At 72.7% G+C, this 19,847-nt stretch carries 10 protein-coding genes; 9 read left to right on the forward strand and 1 reads right to left on the reverse strand.

Features of this window, described 5'->3' with window-relative positions:
- The first annotated feature begins 211 nt into the window (after positions 1 to 211).
- Positions 212 to 2,026: an ABC transporter ATP-binding protein gene (locus QWJ13_RS20495; protein WP_316526217.1), complete on the forward strand. Its 1,815-nt coding sequence runs from the start codon at positions 212 to 214 to the stop codon at positions 2,024 to 2,026.
- Complete coding sequence (locus QWJ13_RS20500; RefSeq protein WP_316526218.1) at positions 2,023 to 3,870, forward strand: ABC transporter ATP-binding protein; 1,848 nt, start codon at positions 2,023 to 2,025, stop codon at positions 3,868 to 3,870. Before QWJ13_RS20495 ends, QWJ13_RS20500 begins: the two co-directional genes overlap by 4 nt.
- 102 nt (positions 3,871 to 3,972) lie before the next feature.
- On the opposite strand, the gene glgP is transcribed toward QWJ13_RS20500, so the two are convergent.
- Entirely contained in the window at positions 3,973 to 6,651 is a 2,679-nt protein-coding gene (glgP, locus tag QWJ13_RS20505; protein ID WP_316526220.1) for an alpha-glucan family phosphorylase, read from the reverse strand.
- A gap of 1,039 nt (positions 6,652 to 7,690) precedes the next feature.
- Here glgP and QWJ13_RS20510 point away from each other — a divergent pair.
- From QWJ13_RS20510 to QWJ13_RS20540, 7 genes are all read left to right on the forward strand, one after another.
- On the forward strand, positions 7,691 to 9,646 hold the full coding sequence (locus tag QWJ13_RS20510) for an alpha-1,4-glucan--maltose-1-phosphate maltosyltransferase (protein ID WP_316526690.1): 1,956 nt from the start codon (positions 7,691 to 7,693) through the stop codon (positions 9,644 to 9,646).
- Positions 9,643 to 11,367 carry a maltose alpha-D-glucosyltransferase gene (gene treS, locus QWJ13_RS20515; RefSeq protein ID WP_316526221.1) on the forward strand — a complete coding sequence of 575 codons (1,725 nt, stop codon included), beginning with the start codon at positions 9,643 to 9,645 and terminating at the stop codon, positions 11,365 to 11,367. The genes QWJ13_RS20510 and treS overlap by 4 nt, the downstream gene beginning before the upstream one ends.
- A 247-nt stretch (positions 11,368 to 11,614) precedes the next feature.
- Entirely contained in the window at positions 11,615 to 13,105 is a 1,491-nt protein-coding gene (locus tag QWJ13_RS20520; protein WP_316526222.1) for a maltokinase N-terminal cap-like domain-containing protein, read from the forward strand.
- 58 nt (positions 13,106 to 13,163) lie between these two features.
- The gene (glgB, locus tag QWJ13_RS20525) at positions 13,164 to 15,566 is read left to right on the forward strand and encodes a 1,4-alpha-glucan branching protein GlgB (RefSeq protein WP_316526223.1); all 2,403 of its coding nucleotides are present in this window, start codon (positions 13,164 to 13,166) and stop codon (positions 15,564 to 15,566) included.
- 69 nt (positions 15,567 to 15,635) lie between these two features.
- Complete coding sequence (locus tag QWJ13_RS20530; protein WP_316526224.1) at positions 15,636 to 16,307, forward strand: hypothetical protein; 672 nt, start codon at positions 15,636 to 15,638, stop codon at positions 16,305 to 16,307.
- Between the two features lie 119 nt (positions 16,308 to 16,426).
- Complete coding sequence (gene pta, locus QWJ13_RS20535) at positions 16,427 to 18,559, forward strand: phosphate acetyltransferase (protein WP_316526225.1); 2,133 nt, start codon at positions 16,427 to 16,429, stop codon at positions 18,557 to 18,559.
- The gene (locus tag QWJ13_RS20540) at positions 18,552 to 19,775 is read left to right on the forward strand and encodes an acetate kinase (protein ID WP_316526226.1); all 1,224 of its coding nucleotides are present in this window, start codon (positions 18,552 to 18,554) and stop codon (positions 19,773 to 19,775) included. Before pta ends, QWJ13_RS20540 begins: the two co-directional genes overlap by 8 nt.
- The last annotated feature ends 72 nt before the right edge of the window (positions 19,776 to 19,847 follow it).

Here is a 19,847-nt window from a genome sequence, read left to right on the forward strand (position 1 = left end):
TATCCATGTGCATCCGTCAGGAGTTGTCATCGGCGGATCAGTAGGCGCACGCAAGAGGCGCGCGGCGTACTCAGACCTGCACGAACGGCCGCGCGCGCCCCCTGTCTCACCTCCGATCCGGCCGTTCGGGTGGCCGGTTCTCGACGAGGGCGGCCGTCAGGGGCGAAAAACCGGATGAGAAGTGACGGCGACTCCGCCTACCCTCACCGCGATGGCCGAGAACAGACAAGACACCGAGAAGGCCGGGCCGCGACACTCCGCGGTCCGCTCCCTGCTGCGCCTGTGGCCGTACGCCCGGGCCGTCCGCGGCCGGCTGGCGGTCTCGGTCACGGCCGCCTCGCTCGCCATGCTGAGCACCCTCGCCGTCCCCGTCGTCCTCGGCCGGATCGTGGACGGCCCGCTGGCCGAACACGACCTGGCCGGCCTCTGGCCGCTGGTCGCCCTGCTGCTGGTCCTCGGCCTGATCGAGTCCGCGCTCTTCTACACCCGCCGGGTGGTGCTGGCCCGCCCGCTCTCCCGGCTGGAGACGGCGATGCGCGGGGACCTCTTCGCCAAGCTCCAGCGGCTGCCGGTCTCCTTCCACGACCGCTGGGGCTCCGGCCAGCTGCTCTCCCGGGCCACCGCCGACATGTACACCATGCGGCTGTTCCTGGCCTTCCCGCTGGTCTTCCTGATCGTCAACACCGTGATGTTCCTGGCCGGCACGGTGGTGATGTTCACCCAGGACTGGCGGCTCGCGCTGATCGCCCTGATCCCGGTCGTGCCGCTGTTCCTGCTCACCCGGCGGTTCGAGGCCGGCTACTCCGGCGCCTCCCGCCTCGCCCAGGACCAGAACGGCGACCTCGCCACCGTGGTCGAGGAGTCCGTCCTCGGCATCCGCATCCTCAAGGCCTTCGGCCGGCACCGCTCGATGGCCGAGCGCTTCCGCGCCCAGTCCCAGGAGCTGCGCCGCACCGAACTGCGCAAGGCGCACCTGCTCGCCAACCTCTGGGCCGTCGTCGTCGGCCTGCCGGAGATCGCGCTCGGCTGCGCCCTCGCCGTCGGCGCCTACCTGGTCGCCCACGACGAGATGAGCGCCGGCACCCTGGTCGCCTTCCTCTCCACCGCGCTCGCCATGCGCTGGCCGGTCGAGTCGCTCGGCTGGCTGCTCGCCTACGCCAACGAGGCCGCCACCGCCACCGACCGCTTCTTCGAGGTGCTGGACGAGCCGGACGACCCCGACCCGGGCACGGCCGCCGAACTCGGCGCCGCCGACGGCATCCGCTTCACCGGCGTCCGCTTCCGCTACCCCGACGCCCCCGACGGCACCCCCGACCTGCTGTGCGGCATCGACCTGCACATCCGCAGCGGCGAGACGATGGCCCTGGTCGGCGCCACCGGCAGCGGCAAGACCACGCTCACCGCGCTGCTCCCCCGGCTGTACGAGGCCACCGCCGGCACCATCACGCTGGACGGCCGGGACGTCCGCGAGCTGCCCCGGCAGCGGCTGCGCGAACTCGTCGCCGTCGCCTTCGAGGAGCCCACCCTGTTCTCCGCCACCGTCCGGGAGAACGTCCTGATGGGCTCCCCCGGCGCCGGCGAGGAGCAGCTGCGCACCGCCCTCGCCACCGCCCAGGCGGGCTTCGTCGACAAGCTCCCGCAGGGCGCGGACACCGAGGTCGGCGAGCAGGGCCTGAGCCTGTCCGGCGGCCAGCGCCAGCGCCTCGCGCTGGCCCGCGCGGTGGTCGGGGACCCGGCCTTCCTGGTGCTGGACGACCCGCTCTCCGCCCTGGACGTGCACACCGAGGCCCTGGTCGAGCGGGCGCTGCGCGAGGTCCTCGGCACCACCACCGCCCTGGTCGTCGCCCACCGCCCCAGCACCGTGCTGCTCGCCGACCGGGTCGCGGTGCTGGCCGACGGCCGAATACGGGCCGTCGGCACCCACCAGGAGCTGCTGCGCGACTGCGCGCACTACCGAGAACTGATGTCGGGCGAGGCCGCCCCGGTGCCCGAGGGCCCTCTCATCACGCAAGGGGGGCAGGCATGACCACCACCGCCGAACCCGTACGGACCGGACCCGACGAGCCGGCCGAGGAGGAGCTGACCTCGGCGCCCGCCGACGAGGAGGACATCCCCGTCCCGCCCGGCGCGCCCCGGGAGCTGCTGCGCTCGCTGCTCGGCCCGCACCGCGCCCGGATCGCCGTCGCGATGCTGGTGATCCTGGTCCAGCAGGCCGCGCTCCAGTCCGGCCCGCTGCTGGTCGCGGTGGCGATGGACCGCGGCATCCCGGCGCTGCGCGAGCACGACTCCGGGCCGCTGATCGCGGTGGTCGCGGCCTACCTGTTCTGCGCCCTGCTCAGCCCGGCGCTCCAGTGGGTGTTCATCAAGATCAGCGCCCGGGTCAACCAGGACATCGTGCTGGAGCTGCGCGGCCGGATCTTCCGGCACGCCCAGCGGCTCAGCCTGGACTTCCACGAGCGCTACACCTCGGGCCGGATCATCTCCCGCGCCACCAGCGACATCGACGCGCTGCGCGAGCTGCTCTCCGAGGGCCTCCAAGAGCTGCTGACGGTCCTCCTGTCGGTCTGCTACATCTCGGTGCTGCTGCTGGCGCTGGACTGGCAGCTCGGCCTGGTCTCGCTGGCGGCCTTCGTGCCGCTGGGCCTGATCGTCCGCTCCTTCCGCCGCCGCTCGCGCCGGGTCTACCGGCGCTCGCGCACCTCGGCGGCCTCGCTGATCGTCCGCTTCACCGAGACCATGAACGGCATCCGCCCGGTGCAGGCCTTCCGCCGGGAGAAGGCCAACGACGCCGCCTTCGCCGTGGTCAACGGCCAGTCCGCCACCGCGACGGCGGACGGCCTGCTGGAGATCGCCCGCTACGTCGGCCTCTCCCGGGCCACCGCCAACCTGTGGACCACCGGCGTGGTGCTGCTCGGCGCCTACCTGGTCGTCGAGGACGCGCTGGAGCTGGGCGTGCTCACCGCCTTCGCGCTCTACCTGCGCCGGCTCTTCGACCCGATCGACCAGCTGGCGATGTTCCTCAACAGCTACCAGTCGGCCGCCGCCGCCCTGGAGAAGATCGCCGGCCTGCTCGCCCACGAGCCGACCGTCGCCGAGCCCGAGGAGCCCGTCGAGCTGCCCGAGGCCACCGGCAAGGGCCGGGAGGTCGCCTTCGAGCAGGCCCGCTTCGCCTACCGGACCGGAAAGGACGTGCTGCCGCCCTTCGACCTGCTGATACCCGCCGGCCAGACGGTGGCGGTCGTCGGCGCGACGGGCGCGGGCAAGTCGACGATCGCCAAGCTGCTCGCCCGCTTCTACGACCCGACGGACGGCCGGATCCGGCTGGACGGCGTGGACCTGCGCCGCCTCGACGCCGTCGAGCTGCGGCGCGGGGTGGTGATGGTGACCCAGGAGTCCTTCCTGTTCTCCGGCACCGTCGCCGAGAACATCGCGATCGGCCGCCCCGGCGCCACCCGCGAGGAGGTCGAGCAGGCCGCCCGGGACATCGGCGCGTACGCGTTCATCGCCGCCCTGCCGGACGGCTTCGACACCGACGTGCGCAAGCGCGGCGGCCGGATCTCGGCCGGGCAGCGGCAGCTGGTGGCCTTCGCCCGCGCCCTGCTGGCCGACCCGGCGGTGCTGATCCTGGACGAGGCGACCAGCTCGCTGGACGTCCCCGGGGAGCAGGCCGTCCAGCGGGCGATGCGCACCGTGCTGGCCGGCCGGACGGCGGTGATCATCGCCCACCGGCTCTCCACCGTGGAGATCGCCGACCGTGTCCTGGTGATGGATCAGGGCCGGATCGTGGAGGATGGCTCACCACAGGAGCTGATCGACGGCTCCGGGCGCTTCGCCGCCCTCCACCGGGCCTGGCGGGACAGCCTGGTCTAGGCCCTCGGGCCCCATGAATGTGCCCGTCCGGGTGCGCCGTCACGCACCCGGCCGGGCCACCCCACTTCCCTCTGGTGAATACGGACCGGAGGCACGTCCGGTTCAGCGCAGCAGCCCGGCGTCCATCCCGGCCGACTCGACCGGCAGGGCGACCAGCCCCAGCTCGGTCGGCGAGGCCAGCCGGGGGTGCGCGGGCAGCACCCGGACGGTGTAGCCGAACGGGCCGGTCCGGCACAGCTCCAGCGAGCCCTCGTAGCGGATGCGGCCGTCCAGATCGGGCCCGCCGACCGGTTTCAGGGCGAGCAGGCAGGCGTCCGAGATCCGGTCCCGCTCGTCCACCCGCCCGGAGACCGCCTGCACCTCGACGTCGCCCGGCGCCAGCGTCCCGAGCGCGACCTGCACCCGCAGCGCCAGCGAGCTGCCCAGCTCCTGCGTCTCGGTCGGACAGTCCGCCTCGACGTGCTCCACCCGCACGGCCGGCCACGCCTCCCGGACCTTCGCCTTCCAGGCGGCCAGCTCCCGCGCCGCGGCGAATCGCCCGCTCACGGGGGCTCCCACCAGCTCCCGCTGGGCCTGGGCCGCCGGGACATACAGCCGTTCGACGTACTCCCGGACCATTCGGCCGGCCAGCACCTTGGGCCCGAGGGTGACCAGGGTGTGCCGGACCATGGCGATCCACTGCTGCGGCAGCCCGTCCGCGTCCCGGTCGTAGAAGCGGGCGGCGACCTGGTGCTCGATCAGGTCGTAGAGCGCGGCCGCCTCGATGTCGTCGCGCCGCTCGGCCTCGCCGCTGTCCGGGTCGAGCACCCCGCCGCTCTCGTCGGCGGTGGGGATCGCCCAGCCGTTGCGGCCGTCGTACCACTCGTCCCACCAGCCGTCCAGGACGGACAGGTTGAGGCAGCCGTTGAGCGCGGCCTTCATCCCGGAGGTGCCGCAGGCCTCCAGCGGGCGCAGCGGGTTGTTCAGCCAGACGTCGCAGCCCGGGTAGAGGCGCTGGGCCATCGCCATGTCGTAGTCCGGCAGGAAGACGATCCGGTGGCGCACCGCCGGATCGTCGGCGAAGGCCACCATCTGCTGGATCAGCCGCTTGCCGCCGTCGTCGGCCGGGTGGGCCTTGCCGGCCACCACGATCTGCACCGGCCGGGTGGGGTGCAGCAGCAGGGCGCGCAGCCGCTCCGGGTCGCGCAGCATCAGGGTGAGCCGCTTGTACGAGGGCACCCGGCGGGCGAAGCCGATGGTGAGCACGTCGGGGTCGAGCACCGAGGAGACCCAGCCGAGCTCGGCCTCGCCGGCCCCGCGCCGGCGCCAGGAGGCGTGCAGCCGGCGGCGGGCCTCCTCCACCAGCTGGGCCCGCAGGCCGCGGCGCAGTTCCCAGACCTCGGCGTTGCCGATCCTCTCCAGGCCCGTCCAGCGGCGGGTGTCACCGGTGGTCATCGCCTCCTCGGCGCGCTCGGCGCCGATCTCGGCGGCGCCGAGCCGGACCACCGCCGGGTCGATCCAGGTGGGGGCGTGCACGCCGTTGGTGACCGAGGTGATCGGCACCTCGGCGGGGTCGAAGCCGGGCCACAGGCCGTGGAACATCGAGCGGCTGACCTCGCCGTGCAGGGTGGAGACCCCATTGGCGCGCTGGGCCAGCCGCAGGCCCATGGCGGCCATGTTGAACAGCTTCGGGTCCCCGTCGCGCCAGCTCTCGGCGCCGAGCGCGAGCACCTGCTCGACCGGGACGCCCGGCAGCGCCGCGTCGCCGCCGAAGTGGCGGGCGACCAGCTCCCGGTCGAAGCGGTCGATGCCGGCCGGGACGGGCGTGTGGGTGGTGAAGAGGGTGCCGGCCCGGACGGCCTCCAGGGCGGCGGCGAAGTCGAGGCCGGCCGGATCCTCGGCGACCAGCTCGCGGATGCGCTCCACGCCGAGGAAGCCGGCGTGGCCCTCGTTGGTGTGGAAGACGTCGGGGGCGGGGTGCCCGGTGAGCCGGCAGTAGGCGCGCACGGCCCGGACGCCGCCGATGCCGAGCAGCATCTCCTGGAGCAGCCGGTGCTCGCTGCCGCCGCCGTACAGCCGGTCGGTGACGTCCCGCTCGGCGGGCGAGTTGGCCTCGATGTCGGAGTCGAGCAGCAGCAGTGGGACCCGCCCGACCTGGGCCTTCCAGATGTGGGCGGCCAGGGTGCGGCCGCCGGGCAGGGCGAGGTCGACCCGGCCGGGGGTGCCGTCGGCCTCCCGGAGCAGGGTGACGGCGAGTTCATCCGGATCGAGCAGCGGATAGCGCTCCTGTTGCCAGCCGTCGCGGCTCAGCGACTGGCGGAAGTAGCCGTGCCGGTAGAACAGGCCGACGCCGACGACCGGCACGCCGAGGTCGCTGGCGGCCTTGAGGTGGTCGCCGGCCAGGATGCCGAGGCCGCCGGAGTACTGCGGGAGCGCGGCGGCGATGCCGTACTCGGGCGAGAAGTAGGCGATGGCGGCGGGCAGCGGGGCCGGGTCGGCCTCCTGCCGGGTCTGGTACCAGCGCGGGCCGGTGAGGTACTCGCGCAGGTCGTCGGCGAGGTCGCCGAGTCTGCGCAGGAAGCGCCGGTCGGTGGCGAGCGCGGCGAGCCGGGCGGCCGGGACCTCCCCGAGCAGCCGCACCGGGTCCTCGCCGGTCGCGGCCCAGACCTCCGGGTCCACGGACCGGAACAGGTCCCTGGTCTCGGGGTGCCAGGACCAGCGCAGGTTGAGGGCCAGCTCGTGCAACGGCTGGAGTTGTTCGGGCAGGACGGTGCGGACGGTGAATCTGCGGATTGCCTTCACGGCGTGAAGCGTAGCCGCGGCGGTCGGCCCGACAGTGCGTCAAGTGGGCTATTGGGCATCCGTTCGGGCTATTGATGAGATCGCATTCGGCGCATTGGTCTGCACGGGGGGCGCGCGAGGCGCACATTTCGGGGGCCCGCGCTACCAATACGTGAACTCTTCGGTACGGGTCCATTTCCGACGGCGCACTCACCCGGGAGAAGGCTCGAAACTGCTGTCGTACCGCTGCAAAAACCTCGCCTCCAGTGCGAGGATGACCGAAGGTCGTTGATGCCGTGGGGAGTACGGCGACGGGTGGCGTCCCCCTCGAAGCAGCACGTCCGAATCCTTTTCGCGTTGACCGTTCCCGTCCTTCTTAGTCCATTCGGCGATCGCCGCTCACGGACGCGTGTCCTCGCGCCCGGCCCGCTCGTTCACGGGTCGACCGGGTCGCCCAGGAGCGTGCCCCGCGGAGGGCGTGCGCCGGAACGCACACGGGCTCCGGGGCTTCCAGCCACCGGGTCGGCGGGCGCCGGGCAGGTTGCCGGGAACAGCGGCGCGGGCAGGCTTCCGGTCGCACGTCCTCCCCACCCAGCAGTCCTCCGGCACTCCCCCGGCCCGCCCCGGCCCGCGGGGAGCTGCCGCCGATCTCGGGCAGGAGTTTGGCATGCACGGCGACACGCGGGACCAGTCCACACCGGTGGCCGAAGGCCTCGACGCAGCGGTCGCGGAATCCGCCGGACGGATGGATTCTGACACTCGGACAGATCCGGCGATGCCGGCGCCGAGGGCCTCCGGAGCCGTCCGTACCGGATCCTCCGAATCCCAGCCCTCCACGGCGTCCCGGCACCCCGGGGTCGAGGAGGAGCGGCCGGCGGCACCCCGCAGGCGCACCACCACCACGCGCCGCACCACCGCCACCAACGCCGCCACCAAGGCCACCGCCCCGAAGGCCGGCGCCGCGAAGGCCACCACGCCGAAGGCCGACGCCGCGAAGGCCACCACCGGGAAGTCCCCCGCTCGCAAGCCCTCCGCCCGCAAGACGACAGAGAGCGACACCGTGATCGGCCGCATCCCCGTCCTGGACGTCAGCCCCCAGATCGACGCCGGCCGCCGCCCGGCCAAGGCCGTCACCGGCGAGGCCTTCCTGGTCACCGCGACCGTCTTCCGCGAGGGCCACGACGCCGTCAACGCCAACGTGGTGCTGCGCGACGCGCGCGGCCGCGGCGGCCCGTGGACGCCGATGCGCGAGCTGGCCGAGGGCAGCGACCGCTGGGGGGCGTACGTCACCCCGAGCGCGCCGGGCCGCTGGTCGTACCTGGTGGAGGCGTGGAGCGACCCGGTCGCCACCTGGCGCAAGGCCGCCTCGATCAAGCTGCCGGCCGGGATCGACACCGCGCTGGTGCTGGAGGAGGGCGCCCGACTGCTGGAGCAGGCCGCCGCCGGGGTGCCCAAGAAGGAGGGCCGGGCCGACGTGCTGGCCGCCGCCGACGCGCTGCGCGACCAGACCCTGCCGCCGCTGTCCCGGCTGGCCGCCGCGCTCGCCCCCGAGGTGCTCGAAGCGCTGGCCCGCCACCCGCTGCGCGAACTGGTCAGCGCCTCCCGGCCGCTGCCGCTCCAGGTGGACCGCGAGCGCGCGCTGTTCGGCTCCTGGTACGAGTTCTTCCCCCGTTCGGAGGGCGCCCTGGTGGACCCGAACGGCGTCGAGCCGCCGCGTTCGGGCACCCTGCGCACCGCCGCCGAGCGGCTGCCGGCCGTCGCCGCGATGGGCTTCGACGTGGTCTACCTGCCGCCCGTCCACCCGATCGGCCGAGCCTTCCGCAAGGGCCCGGACAACACCCTGACGGCCGGTCCGCACGACGTCGGCTCGCCCTGGGCGATCGGCTCCCCCGAGGGCGGCCACGACGCGGTCCACCCCGACCTCGGCACCATCGAGGACTTCGACCACTTCGTCGCCGAGGCGCAGGCGCTGCACCTGGAGGTGGCGCTGGACTTCGCCCTCCAGTGCTCCCCGGACCACCCCTGGGTGAACAAGCACCCGGAATGGTTCAGCCACCGCGCGGACGGCACCATCGCCTACGCCGAGAATCCGCCGAAGAAGTACCAGGACATCTATCCGGTCAACTTCGACCAGGACATGGACGGAATCGTCAAGGAAACAATCCGGATCCTCCGGTTCTGGATGTCGCACGGGATCAGGATCTTCCGGGTCGACAACCCCCACACCAAACCGGTGATCTTCTGGGAGAAGGTGCTCGCGGACATCGCCCGCACCGACCCCGATGTGGTGTTCCTGGCCGAGGCCTTCACCCGTCCGGCGATGATGCACACCCTGGCGAAGATCGGATTCCACCAGTCGTACACGTACTTCACCTGGCGCACCACCAAGCCGGAACTCACCGAGTACCTCACCGAACTCACCGGTGACACCGCCGCCTACATGCGGCCCAACTTCTTCGTCAACACCCCGGACATCCTGCACGGCTACCTCCAGCACGGCGGCCGCGCCGCCTTCGCCGTCCGCGCGGTGCTCGCCGCCACCCTCTCCCCCAGCTACGGCGTGTACGCCGGCTACGAGCTGTACGAGAACGAGCCGGCCCACCCCGGCTCCGAGGAGTACCTGCACTCGGAGAAGTACGAGCTGCGCCCGCGCGACTGGAGCCGCACCGACACCCTGGCCCCGCTGCTGACCGTGCTGAACCGGCTGCGCCGCCGCCACCCCGCCCTCCAGCAGCTGCGCGACCTGCGCTTCCACCCCACCGACAACGACCAGGTGCTCGCCTACTCCAAGACCGCGACCACCCCCGAGGGCCTCACCGACCAGGTCATCACCGTGGTGAACCTCGACCCGCACCACGTCCAGGAGGCCACCGTCACGTTGGACGGCGACGGCCCCCACGCGGTGCACGACGAGCTCACCGGCGCCGTCTACACCTGGGGCCGGCACAACTACGTCCGGCTCGATCCCTCAGCCGAGCCGGCCCACCTCCTCACGGTTCGGAGGAACCCAGCGTGACAGTGAACGAGCCCGTCCCCGACACCTTCCCCGAGACCTCGAAGAAGAAGCTCGACCCGCAGTGGTTCCGGCGTGCGGTCTTCTACGAGGTGCTGGTGCGGTCCTTCCAGGACAGCAACGGCGACGGGGTCGGGGACCTCAAGGGGCTCACGGCCAAGCTCGACTACCTCCAGTGGCTCGGCGTCGACTGCCTCTGGCTCCCGCCGTTCTTCGCCTCGCCGCTGCGCGACGGCGGGTACGACGTGTCCGACTACACCTCGGTGCTGCCGGAGTTCGGCGACCTCGCCGACTTCATGGAGTTCGTCGACGCCGCGCACGCCCGCGGCATGCGGATCATCATCGACTTCGTCATGAACCACACCAGCGACCAGCACCCGTGGTTCCAGGCCTCCCGGACCGACCCGGACGGGCCGTACGGCGACTTCTACATGTGGGCCGACGACGACAAGCAGTACCCGGACGCCCGGATCATCTTCGTCGACACCGAGACCTCCAACTGGACCTACGACCCGGTCCGCAAGCAGTACTACTGGCACCGCTTCTTCTCCCACCAGCCGGACCTCAACTACGACAACCCCCGGGTCCAGGACGAGATGGTCGCCGGGCTGCGGTTCTGGCTCGACCTCGGCATCGACGGCTTCCGGCTGGACGCGGTGCCGTACCTGTTCGCCCGCGAGGGCACCAACTGCGAGAACCTGCCGGAGACCCACGAGTTCCTCAAGCGGCTCCGCAAGGAGATCGACGCCGACTACCCCGACACCGTGCTGCTGGCCGAAGCCAACCAGTGGCCGGAGGACGTCGTCGACTACTTCGGCGACTTCGCCTCCGGCGGCGACGAGTGCCACATGGCGTTCCACTTCCCGGTGATGCCCCGGATCTTCATGGCGGTGCGCCGGGAATCCCGCTACCCGGTCTCGGAGATCCTCGCCAAGACCCCGCGGATCCCCGGCGGCTGCCAGTGGGGCATCTTCCTGCGCAACCACGACGAGCTGACCCTGGAGATGGTCACCGACGAGGAGCGCGACTACATGTACGCGGAGTACGCCAAGGACCCGCGGATGCGCGCCAACGTGGGCATCCGCCGCCGGCTCGCCCCGCTGCTGGAGAACGACCGCAACCAGATCGAGCTGTTCACCGCCCTGCTGCTCTCGCTGCCCGGCTCCCCGGTGCTCTACTACGGGGACGAGATCGGCATGGGCGACAACATCTGGCTCGGCGACCGGGACGGCGTGCGCACCCCGATGCAGTGGACTCCGGACCGCAACGCGGGTTTCTCCTCCGCCGACCCGGGCAGGCTCAGTCTGCCGCCCATCATGGACCCGGTGTACGGCTATCAGGTGACCAACGTCGAAGCACAGCAAAGCAGTTCGAGTTCGCTGCTGCACTGGACGCGTCGCATGATCGAGATCCGCAAGCTCAATCCCGCGTTCGGCCTCGGCAGCTACGCCGAGCTTCCGTCCAGCAACCCCGCCGTGCTGGCCTTCGTGCGCGAGTACGAGGGGGACCTGGTCATGTGCGTGAACAACTTCTCGCGGTTCGCGCAGCCGACCGAACTGGACCTGCGGCAGTACGGCGGGCGGTACCCGGTCGAGCTGATCGGCGGGGTGCGCTTCCCGTCGATCGGCGAGTGGCCCTACCTGCTCACCCTGGCCGGGCACGGCTTCTACTGGTTCCAGCTCCGGCAGCCCCCGCGCCTGAGCGGGACCAGGCGGTCGAAGTAACGATCCACCGCACGCCGCACACCAGCGTGAACAGCACCACCAGACCCTCCGGGGGCGCGAGTTGAACCCCGCGCCCCCGGAGTTCTCTGCACCACCGCGTACGGAGAACAGCCCAACGGCCACCCACACGAAGGCGTGACACCCGAGCCGTGCTCGCGTGCCGCGACCGCCGCGCCGCCGCAATCCGGAAGACTGACGGACCCGGCCACGACCCGGGCAGTCCGCGTGCTTCCGGGGAAAGGGAGCCATGTCCGAAACCTCCCGTTCTCAAGCCCACCTGGACGCCACCGCCCCCGCCGGACCCGCCACGCCGGCCGGCACCCGGGGCGCCGGGGTCCGGAGAACCGCCCTGGGGGTCAGCGAACTCGTCCAGGCGGCCCTGCCACTGATCGCCGCATGGCTGCCCACCCAGCGCTGGTACGCCGGCAAGGGACGGCCCATCACCGGCCTCACCCCGGTGGTCGGCACCCCGCTGCAGGTCGGCGACCCCGCCCTGCTGCACCTGCTGCTGCGGGTCGAGCACGCCACCACGGCCGGCGCCCCGCACGGCGACATCTACCAGCTGCCACTCGGCATCCGCTCCTCCGGGCTCGGGGACATCGAACCCGGCGCCGTACTCGGCCGGCTCAGCCAGGGCCCGTACGACGGCGCCACCCTGTACGACGCGGTGCACGACCCGGAGCTCACCGGGCGACTGCTGGAACACCTGGCCACCGGCGACCGGTTCGGCGCGCTGTCCTTCCGCCGCACCCCCGGCTCCGGACTGCCCACCAACCTCCCCGGGCGCGCCTCCACCGCCGAGCAGTCCAACAGCTCGGTCATCTACGGCACCTCGTACATCCTCAAGCTGTTCCGCCGCATCCACCCCGGCACCAACCCCGACCTGGAACTCTCACTCGCCCTCTCCCGGGCCGGCTCCACCCGCATCCCCCGGGTCGCCGCCTGGTTCGAGAGCCGGATGGAGCGCGCCGAACCCGCCACCCTCGGACTGCTCCAGCGCTACCTGCCGGACGCCGAGGACGGCTGGGAACTCGCCCTCGACCAGGTCGGCCGGCTCAAGGGCGACCGCTCCCCCGGCAACTTCGCCATCGAGGCGCACCGGCTCGGCCGGGCCACCGCCGAGGTGCACCGGGTGCTGTCCCGCTCGATGCCGGTCGCCCGGCTCGACCGCGCCCAGACCGCCCGACTGGCCGGCGCCATGGCCGACCGGCTGGACAGCGCCGTCGCCGCCGTCCCCGGGCTGCTGCGCTTCCGGGGCGCGCTGCGCACCGCCTTCCAGCAGCTCGCCGACGCCCACCCGGACGGCCTGCCGGTCCAGCGCATCCACGGCGACCTCCACCTCGGGCAGGCCATGCGGACCCCGCACGGCTGGGTCCTGCTGGACTTCGAGGGCGAGCCCGCCAAATCGGTCAACGAGCGCCGCGAGCCACAGCCGGCCCTGCGCGACGTCGCCGCGATGCTGCGCTCCTTCGACTACGCGGCCGCCCACCTGCTGGCCGGCGGCCCGGCCGACCCGGAGCTGGCCCACCTGGCCGCCGCCTGGGCCCAGCGCAACCGCACCGCCTACTGCGCCGGCTACACCGCCGGCGGCGGCGCCGACCCGGCCTCCTCACCGGAGCTGATGCGGGCACTGGAGATCGACAAAGCGGTGTACGAGGTGGTGTACGAGGCCCGGCACCGGCCGAGCTGGCTGCCGATCCCGCTCGCCGCGATCAACCGGCTGGCCCTGTCCGTCTGACCCGCTTGCCGCACCGCCCGCAGGAGTTCGCCCACCCCCGTCGCAGGAGGACCCCGCCGTGACGCCGATCGACCCGACCGGCCGCCCCACCAGCCCCGTACCGGCCACCTTCCTGGCCGGACCGCGGCCGGTCGAAGAGCCGCCCGCCGCGCAGCCGGCCGTCCCCCCGCGGCCCCCGGCGGCCGGGCCGCCCGCGGCCGAGGAACCCCGGACGGTCGCCAAGGAACCCCGGACCCGGGCGGTCGAACGCCCGGCGCCCACCGGGGCGCTGCGGCTGCCCGAGGCGCCGCTGCCGCCGGCCGAGGTCGACCGGCTGGTCGGCGGACAGCACCACGACCCGCACGCCCTGCTCGGGGCGCACCCGGTGCACGGCGGCACGGCGATCCGGGTGCTGCGCCCGTTCGCCGAACGGGTGGTCGTCGAGACCTCCCAGGGGCCGGCCGAACTCACCCACCAGCAGGGCGGATTGTTCACCGGACTGGTGGCCGGCGGCGACCCGCCGGAGTACACCCTGCTGGTGACGTACCCCGGCGGCGGGCCGCTGCGCCAGCACGACGGCTACCGCACCCCGCCCACCCTCGGCGAACTCGACCTGCACCTGATCTCCGAGGGCCGGCACGAGCAGCTGTGGCGGGCGCTCGGCTCGCACGTGCGCACCGTCGACGGGGTGGCCGGCACCGCCTTCGCGGTCTGGGCGCCGAACGCGGTGGGGGTGCGACTGATCGGCGACTTCAACCACTGGGACGGCACCGGGCACCCGATGCGCTCGCTCGGCTCCTCCGGGATCTGGGAGCTGTTCGTCCCCGGCCTCGCCGAAGGCACCACCTACAAGTACGAGGTGCACACCCGGCAGGGCTGGGTGCTGGACAAGGCCGACCCGCTGGCCCGCGCCGCCCAGTGCCCGCCCGGCACCGCCTCCGTCGTCGCCAGCTCCGCGTACGCGTGGGGTGACGGCGCGTGGATGGCCCGCCGGGCCCGCGCCGCGCACCACCGGGCGCCGATGTCGGTGTACGAGCTGCACCTGCCGTCCTGGCGCCCCGAGCTCACCGGCTACCGCGCCATCGCCGAGGAACTCCCGCGCTACCTCAAGGAGTTGAACTTCACCCACGTGGAGTTCATGCCGGTGATGGAGCACCCCTTCGGCGGCTCCTGGGGCTACCAGGTGTCCGGCTACTACGCCCCCACCGCCCGGCTCGGCGACCCGGACGACTTCCGGTACCTGGTGGACACCCTGCACCGGCACGGCATCGGCGTGATCGTCGACTGGGTGCCCGCGCACTTCCCCAAGGACGGCTTCGCGCTCGCCCGCTTCGACGGCGAGCCGCTCTACGAGCCGGCCGACCCACTGCGCGCCGAGCACCCGGACTGGGGGACGCTGGAGTTCGACTACGGCCGCAAGGAGGTGCGCAACTTCCTGGTCGCCAACGCGGCGTACTGGTGCGAGGAGTTCCACGTCGACGGCCTGCGGGTGGACGCCGTCGCCTCGATGCTCTACCTCGACTACTCCCGCGAGGGCGGCGCCTGGACCCCCAACGAGCACGGCGGCCGGGAGAACCTGGACGCGGCCTCCTTCCTCCAGGAGATGAACGCCACCGTCTACCGGCGCTGCCCCGGCGTGGTGACCATCGCCGAGGAGTCCACCGCCTGGGACGGGGTCACCCGCCCCACCGACGCCGGCGGGCTCGGCTTCGGGCTGAAGTGGAACATGGGCTGGATGCACGACTCGCTGGTCTACATGTCCAAGGAGCCGGTGCACCGCAAGTACCACCACAACGAGATCACCTTCTCGATGGTGTACGCCTACTCGGAGAACTACGTCCTGCCGATCTCGCACGACGAGGTCGTCCACGGCAAGCAGGCCCTGGTCTCCAAGATGCCCGGCGACTGGTGGCAGCAGCGCGCCAACCACCGCGCCTACCTGGGCTTCATGTGGTCCCACCCGGGCAAGCAACTGCTCTTCATGGGACAGGAGTTCGCCCAGGGCTCGGAGTGGGACCACGAACAGGGCCCGCAGTGGTGGGTGCTCGACGAGCAGTGGCCGGCCCACGAGGAGCACCTCGGGGTGCGCCGGCTGGTCCGCGACCTCAACCGGCGCTACCTCGACACCCCGGCGCTGTGGGAGCTGGACACCGTCCCCGACGGCTTCCGCTGGCTCGACGGCGGCGCCGCCGAGGACAACCTGCTCTCCTTCGTCCGGTACGCGGCCGACGGCTCGCCGCTGGTCGCGGTCTGCAACTTCTCGCCGGTCGTCCGGCACGGCCACCGGGTCGGCCTGCCCCGGCTGGCGGGCCGCGAGCAGCTGTGGGAGGAGGTGCTGAACACCGATGCCGAGGAGTACGGCGGCAGCGGCATCGGCAACTCCCACCCGGTCAAGGCCGAGCCGGTGGAGTGGGACGGCCAGCCCCGCTCGGCCGAACTGGTACTGCCCCCGCTCGCCACCGTGTGGCTGCGGCCCGTCTGAACCCTGGCTCCGGGCCGCCCGGACGACGTAGGCTCCCCGCCTGATGATGATCGCCGGCAGGTGGGGGGCTTGCTCGTGTTCACGGTCCTGGGACTGCTCTACCTTTCACTGCCCGTGGTCTGCTGGGCCTTCCTGGCCCGCACCCGGGTGGTCGGGGCCGCCGTCCTCGCCGTCCTCGTCGGCCTGGCCGTCGCGCTGTTCGGCCTGGAGAAGGACTGGTGGTTCACCCGGGCCGCCGCCGAGGTCGAGACCGGCTACCCGCTCGCCGCCGGCCTGGTCGTCCTCGTGGGCGGGCTCGCCGAACGGCGGCTGCGCGGCCCCCGACCGGCGAAGGAGTTCCACCATCCGGTCGGCGGCTCGATCGCCGCCTTCGCCGTCCAGCTCCTGGCCGCCGCGGCCATCGCCTTCGGCTACCGGCTCTTCTCCCTCAGCGCCTTCTTCCCGAACACCGCAGAGGTCGCACCCCCGCCCGGCCTGACCGTCACCCGCGTCGATCAGGGCTACTGCGGGTCCAACTTCTGCGCCCGCACCCTCACCATCGGCGGCGCCGGCGACCCGCCCGCCGCCGAGGTGGAGGCCCGGATGCGCGCCGCCCTCACCGCCGACGGCTGGAGCCCCGGCCGCGACGGCGCCCTCGTCCGCCCGCACGGCTGGCTACTGGACCGGCGCCTGTCCGAAATCCACCTGGCCGGCACGGAACTGGACCTGGCCGGGTCCGAATCCGTCAACGGCGGCCGCTGACGGCCCGGGCCTTCCGTCCCTTGCCGGAAGTCCACCCCTCTGCTCGTCGGCACCCGTTCCACGTCCGAATGTATGGTCGATATGACCACCTTCCGAGACGACGGGACGGAGACACCCACGTGGCGCGCAGCGTGTACGTGACCGGCATCGAGCGGGGGGACGGCCGTCAGGCGGTCGAGCTCGGGGTCATGGAACTGCTCACCCGCCAGGTCGACCGGGTCGGGGTGTTCCGCCCGCTGGTCCACGCCGCCGCACCCGGCCGGCCCGGCACCGACCACGTGGTCGAGCTGCTGCGCGGCCGCTACCGGATCGACCTGCCGAGCAGTGAACTGTACGGCCTCACCTACGAGGACGCCGCCGCGCTCCAGGCCGCCCGGGGCCAGGACGAGCTGGTCTCCACCCTGGTCGACCGCTTCCACGCGCTGGAGCGGCGCTGCCAGGCCGTCCTGGTGCTCGGCACCGACTTCGCCGACACCGGCATCCCGGACGAGCTGGCCTTCAACGCCCGGCTGGCCAACGAGTTCGGCGCCGCCGTGCTGCCGGTGGTCGGCGGGCACGGCGAGGACGCCGAGACGGTGATCGCCGAGGTCCGCAACGCCCACCGGGCGTACACCGACCTCGGCTGCGAGACCCTGGCGATGATCGCCAACCGGGTCGCCCCGGGCGTCAAACAGCCCGTCCAGCGCACCCTCACCGAGAAGCTGCCGATCCCCGCCTACGTCATCCCGGAGGAGCCGGCGCTGGCCGCGCCCACCGTCGCCCAGCTGGTCGAGGCGACCGGCGCCGAGGTGCTGCTCGGCGACGCCGCCGGGCTCGCCCGGGACGTGCGCGGCTACGTCTTCGGCGGCGCCATGCTGCCCACCTTCCTGGACGCGCTGACCGAGGGCGCCCTGGTGGTCGCCCCCGGGGACCGCGCCGACCTGGTGATCGGCTCGCTGGCCGCGCACGCCGCCGGCGCCCCGCCGATCGCCGGCGTGCTGCTGACCCTCGGCCTGCACCCCGGCCCCAATGTGATGGCCCTGGCCGACCGGCTCGCCCCCGGCACCCCGGTCGCGGTCGTCCCCGAGCGCAGCTGGCCCACCGCCGCCCACCTGACCCACATCGAGGGCAAGCTCACCGCGGCCAGCCCCCGGAAGGCCGAGATCGCCCTCGGCCTGTTCGAACTGCACGTCGACACCGCCGAGTTGACCAAGCTGATCGAGGTCGGCCGGTCCGAGCGGGTCACCCCGATGATGTTCGAGCACGAGCTGCTGGAACGCGCCCGCGGCGCCCGCCGGCACGTCGTGCTGCCCGAGGGCACCGAGGAGCGGGTACTGCGCGCGGCCGAGATCCTGCTGCGCCGCAACATCTGCGACCTCACCCTGCTCGGCGACCCGGACGCGGTGCGCCGCAAGGCCGCGGCCCACGGCATCGAGCTGCCGCCGGCCGAGACCGGCGCAGACCGCGCCCAGGTCCGGATCGTCGACCCGACCACCAGCCCGCTGCGCCGCCAGTTCGCCGAGCTGTACGCCAAGCTGCGCGCCCACAAGGGGATGACCGTCGAACTGGCCCTGGACGTGGTCACCGACGTCTCGTACTTCGGCACCCTGATGGTGCAGGAGGGCATCGCGGACGGCATGGTCTCCGGCGCGGTGCACTCCACCGCCGCCACCATCCGGCCCGCCTTCGAGGTGATCAAGACCTCCCCGGACGCCTCGATCGTCTCCTCGGTCTTCTTCATGTGCCTGGCCGACAAGGTGCTGGTGTACGGCGACTGCGCGGTCAACCCCGACCCGGACGCCCAGCAGCTGGCCGACATCGCGATCCAGTCGGCCGCCACCGCCGCCCAGTTCGGGGTGGAGCCGAGGGTCGCGATGCTCTCGTACTCGACCGGCACCTCCGGCTCCGGCGCGGACGTCGACAAGGTCCGCAAGGCCACCGAGATCGTCCGCGAGCTGCGGCCGGACATCCTGGTCGAAGGCCCGATCCAGTACGACGCGGCGGTGGACGCCCACGTCGCGGCCACCAAGCTGCCGGGCTCCCCGGTGGCCGGACGGGCCACCGTGCTGATCTTCCCGGACCTCAACACCGGCAACAACACCTACAAGGCCGTCCAGCGCTCGGCGGGTGCGGTCGCGGTCGGGCCGGTGCTCCAGGGGCTGCGCAAGCCCGTCAACGACCTCTCGCGCGGGGCGCTGGTGCAGGACATCGTCAACACCGTCGCGATCACCGCGATCCAGGCGCAGGACCACCAGGGGGCGACCAGTGAGTGAAGGTACGCGCGTTCTCGTTCTGAACGCCGGCTCCTCGTCGGTGAAGTACCGGCTGATCGACATGCTGGACGGGGCCAGGCTGGCCTCCGGGCTGGTCGAGCGGATCGGCGAGGCCGGCGGGCGGCTGGTGCACACCCCGCGCGGCGGCGAGCCGCGGGAGAGCGTCCAGGCGTTCCCGGACCACGCCTCCGCGCTGAAGGCCGTCGCCGAGGAACTCGCCGCCGACGGCCTCGGGCTGGACTCCCCCGAGCTGGCCGCGATCGGCCACCGGGTGGTGCACGGCGGCCTGCGGTTCACCGAGCCGACCGTGATCACCGACGACGTGGTCAAGGAGATCCGCCGGCTGATCCCGGTCGCCCCGCTGCACAACCCGGCCAACATCACCGGCATCGAGGTGGCCCGCGCGCTGCGCCCCGACCTGCCGCAGGTGGCCGTCTTCGACACCGCCTTCCACGCCTCGATGCCCGAGTACTCGGCCCGCTACGCGATCGACAAGGCCGTCGCCGACGAGCACCGGGTGCGCCGCTACGGCTTCCACGGCACCTCGCACCAGTACGTCTCGCGGGCCACCGCCCGACTGCTCGGCAAGGACCCGGCCGAGGTCAACGTGATCGTGCTGCACCTGGGCAACGGCGCCTCCGCCTCGGCGGTCAGCGGCGGCCGCTGCGTGGACACCTCGATGGGCCTGACCCCGCTGGAGGGCCTGGTCATGGGCACTCGTTCGGGCGACATCGACGCCGGCGTGGTGTTCCACCTGCACCGGGTCGGAGGGCTGTCCGTGGACGAGATCGACGACCTGCTCAACCGCCGCAGCGGCCTGCGCGGGCTGTGCGGCGAGAACGACATGCGCGAGATCATGCGTCGGGCGGACGAGGGGGACGCGGACGCGAAGCTCGCGTTCGACTCGTACGTCCACCGGTTGCGCAAGTACATCGGCGGCTACTACGCGGTGCTCGGCCGGGTGGACGCGATCGCGTTCACCGCGGGCGTCGGGGAGAACGCGGCCCCGGTGCGCGCGGCGGCCACCGCGGGACTGGAGGAGCTGGGCATCGCCGTGGACCCGGAGTTGAACTCGGTGCGATCCGGCGCGGCCCGGATCATCTCGCCCGGATTCGCCCGGGTGGCGGTCGCCGTGGTGCCCACCGACGAGGAGCTGGAGATCGCCCGACAGGCCTTCGCGCTGGTGCACCGGGAACGTCCGGAGTCCGAGGACTGATACGAATTCGTCTCACTCCTCGGAACATTTCGTCGGCGATTCCTCCCGGTCCGTACCGAATGCGCCTATAAC

Origin of the sequence: Kitasatospora brasiliensis (assembly GCF_032654805.1) — a bacterium.
Taxonomy (GTDB): domain Bacteria; phylum Actinomycetota; class Actinomycetes; order Streptomycetales; family Streptomycetaceae; genus Kitasatospora; species Kitasatospora brasiliensis.